Source organism: Amycolatopsis sp. NPDC049252, from assembly GCF_043197175.1.
In the GTDB taxonomy this organism is placed as follows: Bacteria; Actinomycetota; Actinomycetes; order Mycobacteriales; family Pseudonocardiaceae; genus Amycolatopsis.
This window is the reverse complement of record NZ_JBICSQ010000046.1, coordinates 13649-29379: the sequence shown is the minus strand read 5'-3', so window position 1 is coordinate 29379 and position 15731 is coordinate 13649. Positions and strand designations below refer to the sequence as shown.

At 70.5% G+C, this 15731-nt stretch carries 15 protein-coding genes; 6 read left to right on the top strand and 9 right to left on the bottom strand.

The window, feature by feature from the left end; genetic code table 11:
- Positions 1-13: 13 nt before the first annotated feature.
- The gene (locus ACGFMK_RS33090) at positions 14-2710 is read right to left on the bottom strand and encodes a glycoside hydrolase family 2 TIM barrel-domain containing protein (RefSeq protein ID WP_392771638.1); all 2697 of its coding nucleotides are present in this window, start codon (positions 2708-2710) and stop codon (positions 14-16) included.
- 287 nt (positions 2711-2997) lie between these two features.
- Between ACGFMK_RS33090 and ACGFMK_RS33085 the strand changes: the two genes are divergently transcribed.
- The 4 genes from ACGFMK_RS33085 (at position 2998) to mftC (ending at position 6768) form a co-directional block, all read left to right on the top strand.
- Positions 2998-5073, top strand: coding sequence for a PQQ-dependent sugar dehydrogenase (locus tag ACGFMK_RS33085; protein ID WP_392771636.1), 2076 nt, complete (start codon positions 2998-3000; stop codon positions 5071-5073).
- A 126-nt stretch (positions 5074-5199) separates the two neighbouring features.
- The gene (gene mftA / locus ACGFMK_RS33080) at positions 5200-5322 is read left to right on the top strand and encodes a mycofactocin precursor MftA (RefSeq protein WP_392771633.1); all 123 of its coding nucleotides are present in this window, start codon (positions 5200-5202) and stop codon (positions 5320-5322) included.
- Positions 5312-5602: a mycofactocin biosynthesis chaperone MftB gene (gene mftB / locus ACGFMK_RS33075; protein ID WP_392771631.1), complete on the top strand. Its 291-nt coding sequence runs from the start codon at positions 5312-5314 to the stop codon at positions 5600-5602. The genes mftA and mftB overlap by 11 nt, the downstream gene beginning before the upstream one ends.
- Positions 5602-6768 carry a mycofactocin radical SAM maturase gene (gene mftC / locus ACGFMK_RS33070; RefSeq protein ID WP_392771628.1) on the top strand — a complete coding sequence of 389 codons (1167 nt, stop codon included), beginning with the start codon at positions 5602-5604 and terminating at the stop codon, positions 6766-6768. The genes mftB and mftC overlap by 1 nt, the downstream gene beginning before the upstream one ends.
- A gap of 5 nt (positions 6769-6773) precedes the next feature.
- Here mftC and ACGFMK_RS33065 read toward each other — a convergent pair whose 3' ends face one another.
- From ACGFMK_RS33065 to ACGFMK_RS33055, 3 genes are read right to left on the bottom strand one after another with little or no spacing between them, the layout of a single operon-like run.
- A complete protein-coding gene (locus tag ACGFMK_RS33065; protein WP_392771626.1) occupies positions 6774-7022 on the bottom strand; it encodes an Atu4866 domain-containing protein in 249 nt (82 codons plus the stop codon).
- Positions 7023-7076: 54 nt separating this feature from the next.
- Entirely contained in the window at positions 7077-7865 is a 789-nt protein-coding gene (locus ACGFMK_RS33060) for a MaoC family dehydratase N-terminal domain-containing protein (RefSeq protein ID WP_392771623.1), read from the bottom strand.
- 15 nt (positions 7866-7880) lie between these two features.
- Positions 7881-9038, bottom strand: a complete 1158-nt coding sequence (locus ACGFMK_RS33055) for an acyl-CoA dehydrogenase family protein (protein ID WP_392771621.1) — start codon at positions 9036-9038, stop codon at positions 7881-7883.
- 208 nt (positions 9039-9246) lie between these two features.
- Here ACGFMK_RS33055 and ACGFMK_RS33050 point away from each other — a divergent pair, with 208 nt between their 5' ends.
- Positions 9247-12078 (top strand): hypothetical protein, encoded by a 2832-nt coding sequence (locus ACGFMK_RS33050; protein WP_392771619.1) that lies wholly within the window; start codon positions 9247-9249, stop codon positions 12076-12078.
- Here ACGFMK_RS33050 and ACGFMK_RS33045 read toward each other — a convergent pair.
- Entirely contained in the window at positions 11993-12235 is a 243-nt protein-coding gene (locus tag ACGFMK_RS33045) for a helix-turn-helix transcriptional regulator (protein ID WP_392771617.1), read from the bottom strand. The genes ACGFMK_RS33050 and ACGFMK_RS33045 overlap by 86 nt on opposite strands.
- A gap of 87 nt (positions 12236-12322) precedes the next feature.
- Here ACGFMK_RS33045 and ACGFMK_RS33040 point away from each other — a divergent pair, with 87 nt between their 5' ends.
- Positions 12323-12790 carry a hypothetical protein gene (locus ACGFMK_RS33040; protein ID WP_392771615.1) on the top strand — a complete coding sequence of 156 codons (468 nt, stop codon included), beginning with the start codon at positions 12323-12325 and terminating at the stop codon, positions 12788-12790.
- Here ACGFMK_RS33040 and ACGFMK_RS33035 read toward each other — a convergent pair.
- The 4 genes from ACGFMK_RS33035 to ACGFMK_RS33020 are packed head-to-tail and all read right to left on the bottom strand — an operon-like array spanning position 12706 to position 15726.
- Positions 12706-13863 carry a serine hydrolase domain-containing protein gene (locus tag ACGFMK_RS33035; protein WP_392771613.1) on the bottom strand — a complete coding sequence of 386 codons (1158 nt, stop codon included), beginning with the start codon at positions 13861-13863 and terminating at the stop codon, positions 12706-12708. The genes ACGFMK_RS33040 and ACGFMK_RS33035 overlap by 85 nt on opposite strands.
- Entirely contained in the window at positions 13860-14621 is a 762-nt protein-coding gene (locus tag ACGFMK_RS33030; RefSeq protein WP_392771610.1) for an ABC transporter permease, read from the bottom strand. Before ACGFMK_RS33030 ends, ACGFMK_RS33035 begins: the two co-directional genes overlap by 4 nt.
- The gene (locus tag ACGFMK_RS33025; RefSeq protein ID WP_392771608.1) at positions 14621-15388 is read right to left on the bottom strand and encodes an ABC transporter ATP-binding protein; all 768 of its coding nucleotides are present in this window, start codon (positions 15386-15388) and stop codon (positions 14621-14623) included. Before ACGFMK_RS33025 ends, ACGFMK_RS33030 begins: the two co-directional genes overlap by 1 nt.
- Positions 15385-15726, bottom strand: a complete 342-nt coding sequence (locus ACGFMK_RS33020; protein ID WP_392771605.1) for a DUF1048 domain-containing protein — start codon at positions 15724-15726, stop codon at positions 15385-15387. Before ACGFMK_RS33020 ends, ACGFMK_RS33025 begins: the two co-directional genes overlap by 4 nt.
- Positions 15727-15731: the final 5 nt, after the last annotated feature.

Below are 15731 nucleotides of genomic sequence, written 5' to 3'. Positions count from 1 at the left end.
ACCGCATCCCTTTCTACCCGTCGAAGCGGAAGTACACCGTGCGGTGGTAGTCGCCGGTGGCGGCGTTCGGCCGGCTCTCCGGGCCCAGCGACGCGACACCGTGGAACTTGTTGCCGATCGGCGCGATGCCGTCCAGGAGCGAGATGCCGCCCGCCGGGTAGGTGACCACGGCGTTCTGCGGATCGGGTCCCACCGCCGGGGTGAACAGCCGCAGGAACAGGCCTTCGTCCGCGGCGACCACCGTGACCGCGCCTTCGGTCGTGTCCAGCACCGCCCAGCAGGTCCGCGCGTGGTAACCCTTGAACTCCGGGTAGGCGAACCCGCTCGCCCCGGTCGCGGTGTTGTCGTACGGCTTGGTCCAGACGTCCGGGGACACGCCGCGCAGCCGGTTCTTGTAGACGCGGTACGGCCCGTCCCCGAGCCAGGTGAGGCCCCGCACGTATCCCTCGGGGTAGTCGAAGGTCACGCCGAGGTGGTCGTGGTCGCCGGTGGCGCGGTAGCGGTACTCCAGCCGCAGCCAGCCGTTGGCGTCCAGGCGCCAGCGCACGGACGTCAGGTCGCCGCTGTAGTCGCACTGCACGACCCAGCCGGTGCCGTCGCGGAAGTGGCTGAACCCGGTGAGCGTGGCCGCCCCGCCGGCCGGGGCGGGGCCGTTGGCCAGCGACACCGGCGTGCTGCCGCGGCGCACACCGGTGAGCCGTCCATTGGACTTGCTGACGGTGACCCGGGTGGCGCCGGCGACGAGCACAACGTCGGCGGTGGTCTCGGTCGCGGTGACACCGCCGGTGGTCGCCGGCTTGACCAGGCGCGCGGCGAAGTCCGGCGCCTTGCGGACACGCCACGTCCAGCCGGCGACGTCCCGGCCGGTCCGGTCGGTCACGCTCAGCCGCAGCGCGTCGGCGCCGGTCCAGTCGGCGGGCAGGCCGAGCGTCACCGCGCCGGTGGCGCCCGGTGCGACGTCCGGCCCGGCCGCCTCTCCCCGGGACAGGACCTGGTGGCCGGTGCCCGCGCCGGGCGCGGGGAAAGCCAGCAGCTGCCAGGCGAACCGGCACTCGCGGAGGTTCGTGAAGTCGTACCGGTTGACCAGTTTCACGGTCTTGTCGAACGACGCCGGGAAAACCGAGTCGTAGTAGGCCGGGCTGGCCAGCTGGACCGGCGACCAGATGTCCTTGATCGTGTAGAAGCTGCCTTCCTTTTCCCGGTACGGGCCGAGAATCCCGTCGGGGGCGCGGCTGCCGTTGGTGTCGAGAGCCCCGCCGCGGTCGTCCCGCGCGACGCTTTCGTCGACGAGCGCCCAGATGAACCCGCCCGCCGAGCGCTGGGCACCGCCCATGAGCTTCCAGTAGTCGTTCAGGCCCGCCCCGGCGCCGCCGTCGTAGAGACCGTGCAGGAACTCCGTCGGCATGAAGATCGTGGTGCCGGCGACCTTGCTCGCCGTGCTGTCGTAGGTCTGGTAGTGGCTGGTGTCGATGCCACTGAACGTCGTCCACGGGTGCAGTACCGCCCGCCGCTGCGGGTCGTACTGCCCGAAGTCGTCGTCGAGCGCGGTGTTCCAGCCGCCTTCGTTGCCGTTGTCCCAGAACAGGATCGACGGGTGGTTGACGTCGCGCTCCACCAGGGCCTTGACCAGCGGGGCGCCGACACCCTCGTCGTAGTGGTGCTGCCAGCCGGTCAGCTCGTCCAGGACGTAGAGCCCGAGCTCGTCGCAGAGGTCGAGGAAGAACGCGTCCGGCGGGTAGTGCGACATCCGGACGGCGTTCAGGTTCATGTCCTTCATCAGCCCGATGTCGAGGCGGGCGAGGCGCGGACTGGACGCCCGGCCGGACGTCGGCCAGAACGTGTGCCGGTTCGCTCCTTTGAGGACGATCCGCTTGCCGTTGACGTAAATGCCGTCACCGGCCCGGACCTCCACCGTACGGAAGCCGAAGCGTTCGACGGTGCTGTGCAGCGGAGTCCCGGCGGCGCTCGCGAGCGTCAGCTCGACCTGGTGGCGGTTCGGCGTTTCGGCCGTCCACAGGAGCGGCTGGGTCGCGGTGGTCGTCAGGGTCGCGCCGGTGGCTCCGCTCGCGACGGCGACCGAGAACGCGCCCCCGACGGCCGTGCCGTCGAGCCGCCGCAGCTGCGCGGTCAGCCGGGCCGCCGCGGTCACCCCGGCGAGCGTGACGTGGGCGGCGAAGGTCCCGTCCGCGCGGGCGTCGACCGCGACGCGGTCGATCCGGGCGGCCGGGTACGCCTCCAGGAAGACCGGCCGGAAGATGCCGCCGAAGTTCCAGAAGTCGCCCCGGCGCTCGGCGTCGTTCACCGAGTTGTCGGCCGATTCCTTGCTGACGGCCGCTTCGAGCAGGTTCGGCTCGCCGAGCCGCAGCAGGGCCGTGACGTCGTAGCGGAAGCGGTAGAAGCCGCCCTGGTGCACCGGTCCCGCCGACACGCCGTTGACCCGCACGTCGGCGTCGGTCATGGCGGCCTCGAACACCAGGAAGATCCGGCGGCCGGCCCAGGAGGCCGGCGGTGTGAACGAGTGCCGGTAGTTGCCCTTCTCCGCCGGGACGAGATCCCCGCCGTAGTGGTAACTGCCGAAGCCGTGGCATTCCCAGTTCGACGGCGTCGGGATCGTGGCCCACTCGCCCGCGCGGCGGCCGGCCGTGACCTGGAAGTCCCAGTCGACCGGGTGGTCGGCGTCGCCGCCGGTGAGCAGCATCGTCTCGGTCATTGGACCCGTTCCGGCCGCCGAAGCGACTCGGGACGTCGGCCATCCCGCGACGGCCACGCCGGCCGCGCTGATCGCCAGAGCCTGACGACGGGTGAGTTCCACCAGGCCTCCCAGAGTCCGATCTGATATATGACACACCGTACAACGGCAATCGCCGACCAACCGGACAAGCAGGCGGACAAGTCTTGACGTCCGCTCGCGGGCCCACGACAGTGGTGCGGCACTCAGGCCCCTCCCCTGCCCCCGCCCCCGCGGTCTCCGGCCGATCCACTGTGAAAGGTAGGAGAATGTTCTCCTCGAACGTCCGCCGCCGACTGCGCTTCGGTGTCCTGACCGCGGTGATCGCCGCCGCCGCGCTGGTCGCGCCCACCGCCACCACCGCGACCGCCGCCACCGGCTCGACCGTGGTCGGCGTGGCCTCCGGGCGCTGCCTGGACGTCGTCGGCAACAGCACCGCGGCCAAGACACGCGTCAACATCTACGACTGCAACGGCCAGGCCAACCAGGCCTGGACGTTCACTTCGGCGGGCGAACTGCGGGTCTACGACGGCACCATGTGCCTCGACGTCGCCGGCGCGAGCACCACGTCCCCGGCCGACGCGCAGATCTACCCCTGCAACGGCGGCGCCAACCAGAAGTGGCGGATCAACACCGACGGCACCATCACCGGCGTGCAGTCGGGCCTCTGCCTCGACGTCACCGCCGCGGGCACCGCGAACAGCACCCTGGTCGGGTTGTACACCTGCAACGGCGGGGGCAACCAGAAGTGGCGCACCTCCCTCGGCGACGCCCAGCCGCCGAGCGTGCCGGGCAACCCGCGCGTCAGTGACCTGGTCTGCGACGCCGTGACGTTCTCGTGGAACGCGTCCACCGACAACGTGGGCGTGGCGTTCTACGACGTCTACCACGACGGCCAGCTGATGAAGTCGGTGAGCGGGAACACCCTGTCGACGAGCCTCACCGTGGTCGGCGGGGTGACCTGGGGCCTGTACGTCAACGCCCGGGACGCCGCGGGCAACGTCTCGCAGGCCAGCGCCACCGTGCCGATCACGCCGCCGCAGTGCCAGCCGGACACCCAGGCGCCGACCGCGCCGACGAAGCTGACCGGCAGCGCGTCCGGCACGACGGTGACCCTCAACTGGACCGCCGCCACGGACAACATCGGCGTCCGGGCGTACGACGTCTACCGCGGCGGCGCCAAGGTCGGCGCCGTCACCGGGACCGCCACCGCGCCGCCCGCGACCACCTTCGTCGACAGCGGGCTGGCGGCGAACACGAGCTACGCGTACTACGTGGTGGCCCGCGACGCCCAAGCGAACGTGTCTCCGCCCAGCGCGACCACGACCGTGACCACCGGCGCAGCCTGCGGCGACTCCGTGTGCGCGGTGACACAGATCGCCACCGACACCGACATCCCGTGGGGCCTGGTGACCCTGCCGGACGGCACGATCCTCTACAGCCGGCGCGACGCCCACGACATCGTCCACCTGAACCCCGCCACCGGGGCCAAGACCAGCGTGGGCACGGTCCCCGGCGTGGACAACACCGACGGCGAAGGCGGGCTGCTCGGTCTGGCGATCGCGTCCACGTTCGCCGGTGACCACTGGCTCTACATCATGCACACGTCGCCGTCCGACAACCGGATCGTGCGGATCAAGCTGGAGAACGACAGGCTCAACACCGGCACCGAACAGGTCCTGCTCAGTGGCTTGCTGCGCAACAAGTTCCACAACGGCGGCCGGCTGCGCTTCGGCCCCGACGGCAAGCTGTACGCCAGTACCGGTGACGCCCAGAACGGCGACAACGCGCAGAACAAGGCCAGCCTCAACGGGAAGGTCCTGCGGCTCAACCCGGATGGCACGGTGCCCTCGGACAACCCGTTCGGCAACCAGGTGTGGAGCTACGGCCACCGCAACCCGCAGGGACTCGCGTTCGACTCCCAGGGCCGCCTGTGGGAGCAGGAGTTCGGCAACGCGGTGATGGACGAGACCAACCTGATCACCAAGGGCGGCAACTACGGCTGGCCTGCCTGTGAAGGCACGTCGGGGACGTGCGGCACCGCGGGGTTCATCGCGCCCAAGCGGACGTACGCCACGGCGGACGGTTCCTGCTCCGGCATCACCATCGTCCGCGACGTGCTCTACGTCGCCTGCGAACGCGGGACCCGGATGTACCGCGAGGTGATCAGCGGCAGCGACCTGACCGACGTCCAGGCGTACTTCAACGGCACCTACGGCCGGTTGCGCACGGTGGAACCCGCGCCCGACGGCGGCCTGTGGCTGACCACCACCAACAACGGCGACAAGGACAGCATCCCCGACAACAGCGACGAGAAGATCTTCCACGTCACCCTCGGCGGCTAGCCGGGCGAGGGACGCGACGGGCGCGGCCGAACCGCACCTTGTTTATGTCACCGCGTGCCATTACTCTATTCGGCACACGGTGACGAATCTCGCGTGTCCTGCTCAGCCCGTGCCGAAGGAGTCACGATGACCGAGAAGACCAGCCCCGCGACCGAATCCGCCGAAACCACTGAGGCCGCTGAGATCCCGGTCGCCGAAGACCTGCTCGTGGAAGAGGTCTCGATCGACGGCATGTGCGGTGTCTACTGAGACGCGGGCGGCGTTCGACCTGGACAGCGCGTGGCGCCTCGACGACCGGGTCTCGATCCGGCCCGAACGGTTCGGCGCGCTGCTCTACCACTTCGGCACCCGCCGCCTGTCCTTCCTGAAGAATCCGACCCTGCTGGCCGTGGTCCGCGGGCTCACCGAGCACCCGACCGCCCGCTCGGCGTGTACCGAAGCCGGGGTCGGTCCCGACGAGCTGCCCCGCTACCGCGCCGCGCTGGCCACCTTGGCCGAGTCACGGATGATCCAGCCGAGGAGCGTCTGATGTCGCTCGTGGACGAATTCCAGTACGGCCTCGACGCTCCCATCTGCCTCACCTGGGAGCTCACCTACGCCTGCAACTTGTCTTGTGTGCACTGCCTTTCGTCGTCGGGACGGCGGGATCCGCGGGAGCTGTCCACCGCGGAGTGCCAGGCGCTGATCGACGAGTTCGAGCGGATGCAGGTCTTCTACGTCAACATCGGCGGCGGGGAACCGACCGTGCGGCCGGACTTCTGGGAACTGGTCGACTACGCCACCGCGCACCACGTCGGCGTCAAGTTCTCCACCAACGGCGTCAAGATCACCCCCGAGGTGGCCCGGCGCCTGGCCGGGAGCGACTACGTGGACGTCCAGATCTCCCTGGACGGCGCCACCGCCGAGGTCAACGACCACGTCCGCGGCAGCGGCTCCTACGCCACGGCGATCCGCGCGATGGACAACCTCGCCGCGGCGGGCTTTCGCGGGTTCAAGATCTCCGTCGTGGTCACCCGGCAGAACGCGGGCCAGCTCGACGAGTTCAAGGCCATCGCCGACCGCTACGACGCCCAGCTGCGGCTGACGCGGCTGCGTCCCTCAGGGCGCGGCGCGGACGTCTGGGACGAACTGCACCCCACCGCCGCGCAGCAGCGCTCGCTGTACGAGTGGCTGGTCGCGCACGGCGAGAACGTGCTCACCGGCGACTCGTTCTTCCACCTCGCCGGGTACGGCGAGGGCGCGCTGCCGGGGTTGAACCTGTGCGGCGCCGGGCGGGTGGTGTGCCTGGTCGACCCGGTCGGCGACGTTTACGCCTGCCCGTTCGCCATCCACGACACCTTCCTGGCGGGGAACATCCGCGAGGCCGGCGGGTTCACGAGCGTCTGGCGGGAGTCCGAGCTGTTCACGGAGTTGCGCAGCCCGCAGAGCGGCGGTGCGTGCACGTCGTGCTCGGCGTTCGACGCCTGCCGCGGCGGCTGCATGGCGGCCAAGTTCTTCACCGGGCTGCCGCTGGACGGCCCGGACCCCGAATGCGTGCGCGGCCACGGCGAGCCGGCCCTGGCCGGGGTCACCAGCGTGCCGAAGCCGTCGCTGGACCACTCGCACCGGCGCCGCCCGGTCCCGGTGACGATCGGGATGCGGCGGCCACCGGAACGAGCGTGCGACGAGAACCCCCTCGTCGGGTTCGGCGGCTGACGCGCCTAGCTGTCCTCGCGGTAGAGGACCAGGTGCTCGTGGTACAGCACGCCGTCACGGACGTCACCGGTGGCGGTGAAACCGGTGTCGTCGACGTAGTCGATGTGGTTGCCGGTCACGGTGTAGCTGCCGGTGTAGGCGCTCTTCCTGCGGCCGCGTGCCTCGTCGTAGCGGCCGTCCGGCCGCAGTTCCTGGCGGATGTGGCCGTCGGCGGTCACCCACATCCCGGTGAAGGGAGCGTGTTCGTCGGTCATGCTTCCAGCGTCACCGTTCGGCCGCCGGCGAACCAGGGTGCGGTTCTCCCAGGTTCACGGCTCCCCGGCTCGCAGCGTCCCGGTCGCGGTCTGCCGCCCGTGGCGGTCGCGGACGGCCGTCGTGGCGCCGTCGGCCCGGGCGATCAGCCCCTGGTGGTCGAACAGCGGCGACACGAGCCGGTACTCGAAGTCCAGATCACCGCCGGCACCGTTCGCCCGGGCGGCTTCGGCCATGGCCAGGGCCTGGAGCGGGCCGTGGGTGAGCAGCCCGGGATACCCCTCGACGTCGCGGCTATAGCCGCGGTCGTAATGGATGCGATGCGCGTTGTAGGTCAAGGCGGAGAAGCGGAACAGCAGCGTCGGCGTCACCTCGAGCGCCCACTCGCCCTCGGCGGGCGGAACCACCGGGCCTTCAGCCGGGCTCGGCAAGGCGGCCCCGGCTTCGCGGTAGACGACGTCCTGCCGCTCGTCGACCACCACCTGCCCGCGCTGCCGGACCCGGTGCGACACCACGACGAACGTCAGCTCGCCCGACCGGCCGTGTTTCTCCGTCGTGGAAACGACTTCCGAGTGCCGAGTGGCGGGTTCCCCGCAGCGCAGCGCCCCGGCCGTCCGGACCCGGCCGCCCGCCCACATCCGGCGCCGTCCCGCGCCCGGCGGGGCGAGGACCCCGCCGCGCACCGGGTGGCCGTCCGGGCCGAGGTCCGCCTGCGCGGGCCGCTCCAGCAGGTACAACCAGTGCCACAGCAGGGGAAGCCCGGCTTCGACGTCCGGCAGCGGCACGCCGAGCAGCGCGGCCAGCGCCTCGGCCGGCTCGGGCTGGATCAGCTCCGTGCGGTCCATGCTTCTCCCTCCGGCTCAGGACTGGATGCGGTGGCGCTCGACCAGCTGGCGCGCGATGACGTTCCGCTGGATCTCGTTCGTGCCCTCGCCGACGATCATCAGCGGCGCGTCACGGAAGTACCGTTCGACGTCGAACTCCGTGGAATAGCCGTACCCGCCGTGGATCCGGACCGCGTCGAGCGCGATCTGCATCGCCGTCTCCGACGCGAACAGCTTGGCCATCCCGGCCTCCATGTCCGCGCGCTCCCCGGAGTCGTAGCGACGGGCGGCGTGGTGCACCAGCTGCCGCGCGGCCTCGAGCTTGGTGGCCATGTCGGCCAGCAGGTTGCCCACGGACTGGTGCTGCCAGATCGGCTTGCCGAAGCTCTCCCTCTCCTGGGCGTAGCGCAGGGAATCCTCCAAGGCAGCGCGCCCGACACCCAGCGCCCGACCGGCGACCTGGATCCGGCCGATCTCCAGCCCGCGCATCATCTGCGCGAACCCGCGCCCCTCCTCACCGCCGAGCAACGCCGTCACGGGCACGCGGAAGCCGTCGAAGGCCAGTTCGCAGCTCTCGACGCCCTTGTAGCCGAGCTTCGGCAGGTCACGCGAGACGTGGAAGCCGGGGCCGGGCTCGGCGAGCAGGATGCTGATGCCGCGGTGGGCCGGCTCCGCCGCGGGATCGGTCTTGCACAGCAGGGCGACCAGCTGCGAGCGGCGGGCGTTGGTGATCCACGTCTTCGAGCCGTTGACGACGTAGGCGTCGCCGTCGCGGCGCGCGGTGGTGCGCAGCGCCTGCAGGTCGGAGCCGCCGCCAGGCTCGGTCAGGGCCATCGTCGCGCGGATCTCGCCGGTCGCCAGCTTCGGCAGGTAGGCGTCCTTCTGCTCCCGGGTCCCGTGGTCGAGCAGCAGCTTCGCGACGACGGTGTGCCCGCCCATCGCACCGGCCAGGCTCATCCAGCCGCGGGCCAGCTCTTCGGTGACCGCGGCGTAGCACCGCGCGGACACGTGCGCCTCGCCCCACGGCTCCGGGATCGCGAGCCCGAAGACGCCCATCTCCTTCATCTGCTCGATCAGCTTCTCGGGGTAGACGTTGCCGTGGTCGAGCTCCTGCGCGACGGGCCGGACCTCGCGGTCGACGAACGCCCCCACCAGGGCGACGATCGCCTCTTCCTCCTCGGTGAGCCCGTCCATGACGACATCCTCTCTGTGGCCGGCTGCCCACCCATCATGACTCCTGCCCCCGGGTCCAGCAGGCCGTCACCCGGTGGATCCAGGCATTGACATCACCTGTGACGAGGAGCACCCTGGCGTGACCGAAATCGTCTAGACCAATCTCCCCGTATTTCGCCCCAGACCTGTCGCAGCCCGGGATTGAAACGTTGCAATCGTGGAGGTCGCCATGCGTTCCGCCGCCCTGGTGGGTGCCCTGCTCCTGGTTCTCCTCGCGGCACCACCCCTCGAGGCTCGCACGGGCTCCCCACCGCCGTTCGCTTCGGCGCTCGACCTGCCGAACCTCTCACCGACGTCCCGGACGGTGCGCCCGGTCGCCGTCCAGGGCACCTCCGGCTCGGTGGCCAACCCGCAGAACGTCCTGTCCGGGCAGGCGACCCGGCTGTCCGGGACGAACTCGTCGATCACCCTCGACTTCGGCAAGGAGGTCGGCGGGATCGCCACCCTCTCGTTCGGCGCGACCAGCGGCGGGCAGCGGGTCGGGCTCGCGTTCACCGAGTCGTCGCTCTACATCGGACGGACGAGCGACGCCAGCAGCGGCGGCAACGCCGACGGCGCGATCTTCGGGGACGCCACCACCAACGGAACCTACGTGATGCCGGCGGCGCGGCTGCGCGGCGGTTTCCGGTACCTGACGGTCTTCCTGAACACCGCGGGCTGGGCGGACCTCACCGGCGTGTCCCTGGCCTTCACACCCGCGCCGGGCAAGGCGAACCCCGCCGCGTACGCGAACTACTTCTCCTCGAGCGACAACCTGCTCAACCGGATCTGGTACGCGGGCGCCTACACCGTGCAGACCAACATCATCGCGAGCAACCAGGGCCGGGCCTGGCCGCCACCACCGTCCGAATGGGACAACAGCGCCGTGGTCGGGGTGGGCAATTCGGTGCTGGTGGACGGCGCCAAACGGGACCGGACCGTCTGGCCCGGCGACCTCGGTATCTCCGTCCCGACCGCCTACGCGTCGATGAACGAGCTGGAAGCGACACGGAACGCGCTGTCGACCATGTACGGCGCGCAGGCCGCCAACGGCGAGATTCCCTGGTCCGGCCCGGTGTTCAACCTCAAGGGCTCGGACACGTACCACACGTGGACCCTGCTCGGCACGTCGTTGTACTACACCTATTCCGCCGACCGTTCCTGGCTCGACTCGGTGTGGTCGAACTACACCCGCGGGATGCAGTTCATCCTCGGCAAGGTCGACTCCGCCGGCCTGCTCAACGTGACCGCGACCCAGGACTGGGCGCGCTCCGGCCAGGGTGGTGAGAACATCGAGGCGAACGCGCTGCTCTACGCCGCGCTGACCGGCGGCGCCACCCTCGCGGCGGTCAAGGGTGACAGCGGTCTGGCCGCCACCTACACGAACAAGGCCGCCGCGCTGAAGGCGGCGGCGAACGCCCGGCTCTGGGACTCCGGTGCGGGCCTGTACCGCGACAACCCGAACAGCGGCCTGTACCCGCAGGACGGCAACTCGCTCGCGGTCTGGTACGGCCTGACCGACTCGCCGTCGAAGGCCACCAGCGTCGTCCGGGCCCTCGCCGCCCGCTGGAACGCCTTCGGTGCCACGACCCCCGAGTGGGGCGGCGGCGTGCACCCCTTCTCCGGCGGCATGGAGGTGCAGGCGCACTTCGCGGCCAACGACGACTTCACCGCCCTGGCCCAGATCCGCCGCACCTGGGGGTACATGCTGGACAGCCCGGTCGGCACGAAGAGCACGTTCTGGGAAGGCATCAACGCCGACGGCAGCCCGGCCTACGGCGGGCCGTTCATGAGTATGTCGCACGGCTGGTCGAGCGGCCCGACCTCGGCGCTCACCTTCGAAGTACTGGGCACCGCACCGGAACCCCAGGCCGGCCAGTACCGGTTCGTGCCGCACCCCGGCGACCTGACCAGCGCCGAAGGCCGGATCACGCTGCCACAGGGGCCGTTGAACGGATCCTGGTCCCGCGATCCCGGTGCCGGCACCTACACCGCGCACCTCGCCGCCCCCGCCGGCACGACCGGCCGGATCGGCGTGCCCAAGCTGGGTGGCGCGAACATCAACGTCTCCGTCAACGGCGCGGTGGTGTGGAGCGGCGGCACCTTCACGCCCCGCCCCGGGATCGGCGCCACGTCGCAGGACGGCGATTACGTCTACCTCACCGGCGTCGCGCCGGGCACCTACGACGTGACCGCCACCGGGCTCGGCAACCCCAGCGCTCCCCCGCCGCCCACCGCCGGTGGGCTCCCGGCCGGTTTCTCCTACTGCGCCACGGAAAGCGGGCAATGCACCTTCTCCGGCACCCGGAGCGTCGCCTACGGAGCCGGGACCTACACGTTCAAGACCGCGACCTCGGCGACCGCCTGCACGAACGACGCGTTCGGCACCGACCCGGCCGCGAACCTCGCCAAGTCCTGTTATGTGGCACCACTCGGCGGCCCCGCCGGGTACACGGCCTGCGCGGCCGAAAACGGCACCTGCTCCTTCACCGGCTACGGCCGCGACATCGCCTACGGCGCGAACGGCGCGTTCGTCCACCGGGTGTTCAGCGCCGGGACCCCGTGCACCAACGGCGTCTTCGGCGATCCGATCGGCAACGTCGCGAAGTCGTGCTACATCGCGCCGGCCGGCCCACCGGCGGGCGGCTGGAGCCAGTGCGCGAGCGAAGGCGGCTCCTGTCCCGCGACCGCCGGCCAGCCGATCGCCTACGGCGCGTACGGCGCGTTCCGGTACGCCACCGCCACGGGCAACACCGGCTGCGCCAACGATTCCTTCGGCGGCGACCCGGTCTCGGGTGAGTCCAAGGCGTGCTACACCGCCGGCGGCAGCCCACCCGGCTACACCACCTCGTGCGCCGGCGAAGGCGCCACGTGCGCCTTCACCGGCCAGCGCACGGTCGCCTACGGCGCAAGAGGAGCGTTCGTCTACCACACCTTCACCGGCGGAACCCCCTGCACGACCACGGCGTTCGGCATCGACCCGCTGAACGGAGTCGCGAAGTCCTGCTACCTGACGCCGTAACGGATTTCCCTACCACAGAGGAGAGGTTCAGCTCCCTGGCCCGCGCCACCGCCTCGGTGCGGTTGCGGGCCGGCAGCCGGCCGAAGATCTGGTACAGGTGCCACTTCGTCGTGCCGACCGTGATGAACGGCTTGTCCGCCACCTGCTGGTTGGACATCAAGCCGGACGAGTGGGTCCGTCACGGATCGATCACGAACGCGGAGTCCGGACGTGAGCGTGTGGTGCCTCGGCTAGACAGAGCACCATGTCGGTGCGGCGAGTGTGGAGGCGCATCCTGGTCGGGGCCGGGTTCACGTTCGTCGCACTCGTCCTGTGTTGCCTGTGGGGGCTGGGGGCGTTCCAGCTGGCTGTCCGCGGCCATCCCACCGGCTTCGGCGCGGCCTGGCCGGTCGCGTTGCTCTGGGCGGTGTTGTCGTTGTTCGTCTTCGTGCTGGCCACCGGCGGTATCGCGGTGCTCATCACCTTCGGCGTGGACAGGGGCCGCCCGGCGCTATGGGTCACTCTCGCCATCGCTGCGGTCGTGATCGGTTTGGTTACCTGGGGTTACGTGGTGGCCACCCGCGCAGCGATGATCCACTACGACAACACTGCTCTCCCAGAGGACGTCGCAGGTGCGGGTGACCCGGGTCACTCGTCGCAGAACTCGTCCCTGACAAGGCGCTGTACCGCTTTCCGGTACACGTCCGCCGGCACGGTTCCGGTGTCCACGTAGGTGATCGAGGCTTCCAGGGTCCTGCTGCCGTCGGGGGTGCCGTACATCAGCGTCCCGTAACCCTGGACGCCGCCGTTGTGGTTGAGCAGCACGGTGCCGCTGCAGTTGGCGTCCGCGTGCAGCTCGAACAGTCCGAGGCCGTAGTCGCTCGACGGATCGGGCGTCGGGTGCGGCTTGAGCATCTCGGCCAGCAGCGGGGCCGGGAGGAGCTTCCCGCCCGTCAGCGCGGCGAGGAACGTGCCGAGGTCCCGGGTGGTCGAGATGATCTCCCCGGCGCTGGAGATCCAGGAGGGGTTCTGGCGGGTGATGTCGACGGTCTTCCACGTCCCGGCGTCCGGGTAGCGGTAGTAACCGTGGGCGTGCGGGCCGGGGACGTCCACGGAGGTGCCGGGGACCACCACGGTGTCCCGCAGCCCGAGCGGCCGCAGGATCCGCCGCTGCACGACCTCGGCGTACGACCGGCCGGTGACCTTCTCGATCAGCAGCCGGGCCACGACGTAGTTGGTGTTGGAGTAGCTCCAGTCCGAGCCCGGCGCGAACCGCCCCGGCTTGGCCACGGCGAGCCGCACCAGGTCCTGCGGCCGGTAGGTGCGGAACCGGTTGTCCACCCACTCCCGGCCCGACCAGGGAATTCCCGGTACGACCGTCCCGTCGGGGTAGCGGTCGCCGGTGTAGTCGACCAGCCCGCTGGTGTGCTGCAGCAGCATCCGCACCGTGATCCGCCGGTCGAACCCGAACTCGGGCAGGGAGGCGGCCACCGGGCTGTCCAGCCCGATCCGGCCCTCGGCCACCAGCTGCAGCACCGCGGTCGCGGTGAACGTCTTGGTGGCGCTGCCGATCCGGAACCGCCCGTCCGTCGGCGGCTTCGCCGTCTCCCCCAGCTCGCGCACCCCGGCGCTGCCGGTCCAGTCACCACGAGGGTCGTGCACGCGCAGCTGCACCCCGGTGAACCCGGAGTCGACGATCGACTGGATCGTCTCCCGCAGCTCCGGACGTCCCTGCCCCGCGAAGGCCGCCGGCGCGGTCACGCCGGTCAGCAGGGCGGCGGCCGCCACCGCCCACCGGGTTTTCACGAGAGCTTGCGGCGGTAGGTGATGGTCGCGAAGACATACGCGACGACCAAGATGCCGGCGCACCAGGCCAGCGCGATCCCGAGGTCGGCACCGACCGGCTGCTGGGTGAGCAGGCTGCGCAGTGCGTTGACGATCGACGTCACCGGCTGGTGCTCGGCGAAGGCGCGCACCGGGCCGGGCATCGTGCCGGTGGGCACGAACGCGGAGCTGAGGAACGGCAGGAAGATCAGCGGGTAGGAGAACGCGCTGGCGCCGTCCACGGACTTCGCGGTGAGGCCCGGGATGACCGCGAGCCACGTCAGCGCCAGGGTGAACAGCAGCAGGACGCCGAGCACCGCGAGCCACGCCCCGATGCCCGCTCCCGACCGGAAACCCATGAGCAGTGCGACACCCACGACGACCACGAGCGAGATCAGGTTGGCGACCAGCGACGTCAGCACGTGCGCCCACAGCACGGACGACCGCGCGATCGGCATGGACTGGAACCGCTCGAAGATGCCGTTCTTCAGGTCCAGGAAGAGCCGGAACGCGGTGTAGGAGATGCCCGAGGCGACGGTGATGAGCAGGATGCCGGGCAGCAGGTAGTTCACGTACGAATCCGAGCCGGCCTTGATCGCGCCGCCGAACACGTAGACGAACAGCAGCAACATGGCGATCGGCATGATCGCGGTCGTGATGATGGTGTCGGCGCTGCGCGTGATGTGGCGCAGCGACCGTCCCAACAGGACAGTGGTGTCCCCGAAGAAGTGCTTGGTCATCAGTGCTCCTCTCTCGCTTCGGTGCCGACGAGGGCGAGGAAGACGTCTTCCAGCGTCGGCTGCTTCTCGACGTACTCGACCTTGACCGGTGGGAGCAGCCGCTTGAGCTCGGCGAGGGTGCCGTTCACGATGATCCGGCCCTCGTGCAGGATCGCGATCCGGTCGGCGAGGTGCTCGGCCTCGTCCAGGTACTGCGTCGTGAGCAGCACGGTGGTGCCTCGCCCGGCGAGTTCCCTGACGGCCTGCCACACCTCGAGGCGCCCCTGCGGGTCGAGCCCGGTCGTCGGCTCGTCGAGGAAGACGACCGGCGGGTTCCCGACGAGGCTCATCGCGATGTCGAGACGGCGGCGCATGCCCCCGGAGTACGTCGCCGCCTTCCGCGCCGCCGCGTCGGTCAGGGAGAACCGCTCGAGCAGGTCGTCCGCGATCCGGCCCGGGCCCTTCAGGTGCCGCAGCCGGGCCACCAGCACCAGGTTCTCCCGGCCGCTGAGGATCTCGTCGACGGCCGCGAACTGCCCGGTGAGGCTGAACGACGCCCGGACGTCCTCGGCCTGCGTGGCGACGTCGAAGCCGTTGACGCCGGCCGTCCCCGCGTCGGGCTTGAGGAGCGTCGACAGGATCCTGATGACGGTCGTCTTGCCCGCGCCGTTCGAGCCGAGCAGGGCGAAGATGCTGCCGCGCGCCACTTCGAAGTCCACACCACGCAGGACGCGCAGTGTCTTGTACGACTTCTCGAGGCCGCGCACGTGGATCGCCGGGGCCGTCATGACCGGGCCTCCCCGGTCGCTTCTTCCGCGCGCTTGATGCCGTTGGTCAGCCGGTCCCGCTCCCGGATGACCCAGCCGCCCTTGGTGTAGTTCTGGATGAACGCCTCGACGAAGTCCACGGGGTCCTCGCCGACGATCTCGCGGATCGGCGTCCCGTCCGCCGCGGCCCGTTCGAACAGGTCGGCCAGGTCCTCGAACATCGTGGCCGCACTGGCGCCGTCCGCCGCGCCGAAGAACATCAGGTACCGCTCCAGGGCGTCGACCGCCAGGCGGTAGTTCTCGGGAAGCCTTTTGGTGCGCGCTTTGTAGGCCCGCCAGCGCCGTTTGTCGCCGATCACCCTCG

Excerpts from the sequence above, each read along its gene's own strand:
- ACGFMK_RS33090 (WP_392771638.1), bottom strand. The coding sequence starts at position 2,710 with ATGACCGAGACGATGCTGCTCACCGGCGGCGACGCCGACCACCCGGTC.
- ACGFMK_RS33085 (WP_392771636.1), top strand. The coding sequence starts at position 2,998 with ATGTTCTCCTCGAACGTCCGCCGCCGACTGCGCTTCGGTGTCCTGACC.
- mftA (WP_392771633.1), top strand. The coding sequence starts at position 5,200 with ATGACCGAGAAGACCAGCCCCGCGACCGAATCCGCCGAAACCACTGAG.
- mftC (WP_392771628.1), top strand. The coding sequence starts at position 5,602 with ATGTCGCTCGTGGACGAATTCCAGTACGGCCTCGACGCTCCCATCTGC.
- ACGFMK_RS33065 (WP_392771626.1), bottom strand. The coding sequence starts at position 7,022 with ATGACCGACGAACACGCTCCCTTCACCGGGATGTGGGTGACCGCCGAC.
- ACGFMK_RS33060 (WP_392771623.1), bottom strand. The coding sequence starts at position 7,865 with ATGGACCGCACGGAGCTGATCCAGCCCGAGCCGGCCGAGGCGCTGGCC.
- ACGFMK_RS33055 (WP_392771621.1), bottom strand. The coding sequence starts at position 9,038 with ATGGACGGGCTCACCGAGGAGGAAGAGGCGATCGTCGCCCTGGTGGGG.
- ACGFMK_RS33050 (WP_392771619.1), top strand. The coding sequence starts at position 9,247 with ATGCGTTCCGCCGCCCTGGTGGGTGCCCTGCTCCTGGTTCTCCTCGCG.
- ACGFMK_RS33045 (WP_392771617.1), bottom strand. The coding sequence starts at position 12,235 with ATGTCCAACCAGCAGGTGGCGGACAAGCCGTTCATCACGGTCGGCACG.
- ACGFMK_RS33040 (WP_392771615.1), top strand. The coding sequence starts at position 12,323 with ATGTCGGTGCGGCGAGTGTGGAGGCGCATCCTGGTCGGGGCCGGGTTC.
- ACGFMK_RS33030 (WP_392771610.1), bottom strand. The coding sequence starts at position 14,621 with ATGACCAAGCACTTCTTCGGGGACACCACTGTCCTGTTGGGACGGTCG.
- ACGFMK_RS33025 (WP_392771608.1), bottom strand. The coding sequence starts at position 15,388 with ATGACGGCCCCGGCGATCCACGTGCGCGGCCTCGAGAAGTCGTACAAG.